Origin of the sequence: Flavobacterium sp. (assembly GCF_044371705.1) — a bacterium.
Classification (GTDB): Bacteria; Bacteroidota; Bacteroidia; order Flavobacteriales; family Flavobacteriaceae; genus Flavobacterium.
Map to the genome: position 1 here is coordinate 1 of NZ_JBILTE010000228.1, position 3,793 is coordinate 3,793.

Consider the following 3,793-nt stretch of genomic DNA (forward strand, 5'->3'; position numbering starts at 1 on the left):
CGAAAGACAATGAGTCAGCAGTTACTACATTCATCCACTTGCTTGTACCCCTAGCACAAATGCAAAGCCCTGCAAAAAATACGTTCTAAGGTTCAATACCACACAATTCAATGCCGGAACATATTTTCTTCTATATAGGTATATCATTCATTTTCCTACATGAAATGGATGCTATCCGTTGCAGAGAATGGCGGATTTTTCCGGGACTCTCCCTGTTGAATGAACAACTGGGATTTATTATTTTTATATGGGCGCATCTGCCGCTCTTTTGCTGGATCTTTTGGGAACTCACCCGTGGCCCTTATCCAGACACATTCATGAGGGGTTTTGACATTTTTCTTATGGTGCACCTGTTGCTGCACCTACTTTACCTGCGTCATAAAAACAATGAATTCAAAGATTGGATTTCCTGGTCAATTATTATAGGGGCAGGGCTTTTTGGGTTGATGGATTTAATTTTTTAAAAGAAAGCGCAATAATTTCAAGTGAATACCTCTCACTCCAATGCAGTGCCGAGCTAACATAAAATCTGACATTTCGTTTACCTTGATGGTCGCGTGACCAACAACCAACGGTTGCTCTTCCAACAAATTAAACATATATAGAGTTATATTTTCTGTATAATAGTTCAATTAATTTAAAATTTTGAAGTACTTGAACTTAGAAATCAATAAACAAGTTGACAATAGCATTCTGAATTTGTTTTGTACTTTTGGTTGTAGTGACAATGTTTTCTGCCTATTCAATCATTGATCAAGGTGAAACATTGACTTATTAACGAGAAGGTTATACTGACACAGAAAACGACCTTGACCGACTAATAGAAATCATAGAGAAAACCGACTTCACAAAATCGCAGAATCAAACCGAACTTAAAGACCATAAACTTTATGATTATCTAAATTTCAGTTCCGATACTATATAGCTTGACAGAGAATTACTTATTTTCGAGAACGACAAACCTAAAAACGTAGCGAAACAATGGTGTTAAAAGAAGGCCAACCGAATTAATCAATTTTAGCAAACGTGGCAGTTCGCTTGTTCTCAGATTCCGATGAATCGGGATGTTGAAAATCGCCACTTTCGCTAAGCCCAAAAACTTTACCTGCAAGCCTTAGTAACGACACACTTAATAATCAACAATACAAATAATTGAAAGAAGCAATTGCAACATTCTTGAATTCAGTAAATTCACTTTGCCCAAAAGTGACCCTATCTGAATTGGAGTATCTCCAAAATGGGATGACCCTTACTGAACTAAAATCAAAGCATTTTTACATTCACGCCAATACAATTCAGAAAGAAATAGGTTTTGTGTTTTCGGGTTTACTACGTTCATTTTATGTAGACATGGACGGCAACGAGATTTCTGTCAATTTCATAAGAGAAGGTAAATACGCAACACACTATTCAGCCTTAATTTCACAAACCCCATGCAAATATTATTTTCAATGCCTAGAGCCATCAATTATTGTTAACCTTCCTTACAAATACATTCAAGATGGCTATAATAAGTTTCCAAATCTTGAACGATATGGAAGATTAGTTGCAGAGGATGTATTAAAGATACAACAAAGACGCATAGAGAGCTTTTTATTTGACACTGCCGAAACACGTTATCTTGATTTTATTAAAGAAAATACAGATTTGTTTAATAGAGTTTCTTTGTCCTACTTAGCCTCCTTTCTAGGTATTGAGAGACAATCTTTAACCCGCATCAGAAAAAAATTGGCTAATTATTAATTTTGACACATTTGTGTCAGGTGCAGGTAACAATTCCTGCTGACTTTTACATTGAAAATAAAATGTAAAAATGAAAGTAGTCATATTCGGTGCAACAGGCTTTTCCGGTAAAGCCATTCTAAATGCCACTTTATCTCAAAAACATCAGGTTACTATTCTAGTAAGAAACAAATCTGCCATTCGAATTCAAGATATAAACCTCACTATTGTTGAAGGAAATGTAATGGACAAAAGCACCGTTTCCCAGGTTTTGAAAAACAGTGATGCGGTCATTCAATGTCTTGGCGTTGGCGGGAAAGGAAATGGTAAGCCAAATACTTTTATTTCGGAGGCAACAAAATTAATCGTTGAAGAAATGGAAAAACAGAAAATAAAAAGGCTTATTGCCATGAGCAATGTTGGTGCTGGAAATAGTGTATCATTTCAACCATGGTTTTTTACAAAAATAATTCTTCCCTATTTCATGAATTGGCTAAAAGTAATCATTGACGACAAAAACCGGATGGAGCCAATCATTATGAATAGTAAACTCGATTGGACTATCGTGCGCTGCCCAAACATTGTTGATAAAACACCAAAGGGAAATGTCCTTGCAACACTTGATGGTAAAGGATTGAAATTAGCTGTCACACTTGGCGATATGAGTGAATTCATGGTTCAACAAATCACGGATGCTTCCTATTCCCGCCAGGCGCCAACCATTAGTAATTGAAATAAAAACTAGTAATTGAAATGAAAACGCTTTTAATTCTAACCGCGATCCTGATCATCAACATGAAAACCCATGCTCATATGCAATTCATCAAAACTAAAATTGGTAAAATCGCTGTTTATACTACTGAACGCAAAGGCGATAATCTTCCCTTGGTCTTTCTACACGGAGTTTATTTTGATCATCACTTATGGGATAAACAAGTGAACGCAATTGAAGACCGAATGGTCATTGCTGTTGACATGCCGCTGCATGGGGAAAGTAGTGAGATCACAAAAAAAGATTGGTCTTTGTCTGATGTCGCTGAAATGCTCATCGAAATTTTAGATAGTTTAAAAATTCCAAAGGTTGTCGCAATTGGACATTCGTGGGGCAGTATGACAATTCTTAGAGCAGCAAGTAACCATCCTGAAAGGTTTGAAGGAATTGGCTTGTGCAATATGCCTTTTTTAGCAGCGACTCCCAAACAAAAAAGGATATTTAAACTTCAACATACGATGTTGCCATTTCGAAATTTTTACACAAAGCAAGCCGCTAAATCGTTATATGGAAAAGCGTCGTTGATGGAAAATCCTGATTTGCTCAAGCAAATTCAACGCCCCATGAACATTCTTACAATCCGGGACATCAAAGAGACGGACAAAAAAGTAATTATCAATGCTGAAGATGCCACATTACTAATAATCAATTTAACGGTAAAAGCAATTGCATTAAAAGGGAAAGAAGATTATGTTCCTACACCTCAAAAAATAGAAACAGTAATCGTTGAAGGTGGGCACATAAGTCCTTTAGAAGATCCGCTACGAGTTACAGATTTTATTAGGAAACTGATAGACACTAAAAGAGAATAAGCCCAACAACTAACATCGATTATGCGTCAGCCGAGGTTCAGAGCTTCGTTTGACGCTCTCGCAGTTGTTGGACTTGTGCGCCTCTGGCGTAACCTGTCCGCCTCTGGCGTAACTTGTCCGCCTCTGGCGTAACCTGTCCGCCTCTGGCGGAACTTGTGCGCCTTTGGCGTAACTTGTGCGCCTCTGGCGTAACTTGTGCGCCTTTGGCGCATCGCCTGACCAACAACTAATTGTTTCAATTTTGACAATTTGTTGGTGCTTAAATTATCCTTCTATGCGCTTGAGGCGTACTTTGAAATTCTACACCTTATCATTAATTTTTTATTCAACTCCTTCGGAGTTAGCATTTTCTTTATGGGATTTTTCTATTCATATGCCGTCCCACCGTTGGCGGGACTCTCAAGCCGTTGTTGGCCGCGGGAATCAGTGTGAGGGTGAGAGGGAGTGTGTCCGACCCGTACCGCCTCATGCCGTTGTTGCAACTTGT

General features: G+C 38.1%; 4 protein-coding genes. All 4 read left to right on the forward strand.

The window, feature by feature from the left end:
- The first annotated feature begins 110 nt into the window (after positions 1-110).
- The 4 genes from ACIQ2S_RS12055 (at position 111) to ACIQ2S_RS12070 (ending at position 3,306) form a co-directional block, all read left to right on the forward strand.
- Entirely contained in the window at positions 111-464 is a 354-nt protein-coding gene (locus tag ACIQ2S_RS12055) for a DUF6713 family protein (RefSeq protein WP_396176331.1), read from the forward strand.
- A gap of 688 nt (positions 465-1,152) precedes the next feature.
- Positions 1,153-1,743, forward strand: a complete 591-nt coding sequence (locus tag ACIQ2S_RS12060; protein WP_396176333.1) for a Crp/Fnr family transcriptional regulator — start codon at positions 1,153-1,155, stop codon at positions 1,741-1,743.
- 70 nt (positions 1,744-1,813) lie between these two features.
- Positions 1,814-2,455 carry an NAD(P)-dependent oxidoreductase gene (locus ACIQ2S_RS12065; protein WP_396176335.1) on the forward strand — a complete coding sequence of 214 codons (642 nt, stop codon included), beginning with the start codon at positions 1,814-1,816 and terminating at the stop codon, positions 2,453-2,455.
- Positions 2,456-2,475: 20 nt separating this feature from the next.
- Positions 2,476-3,306: an alpha/beta fold hydrolase gene (locus ACIQ2S_RS12070; RefSeq protein ID WP_396176337.1), complete on the forward strand. Its 831-nt coding sequence runs from the start codon at positions 2,476-2,478 to the stop codon at positions 3,304-3,306.
- Positions 3,307-3,793 lie beyond the last annotated feature (487 nt).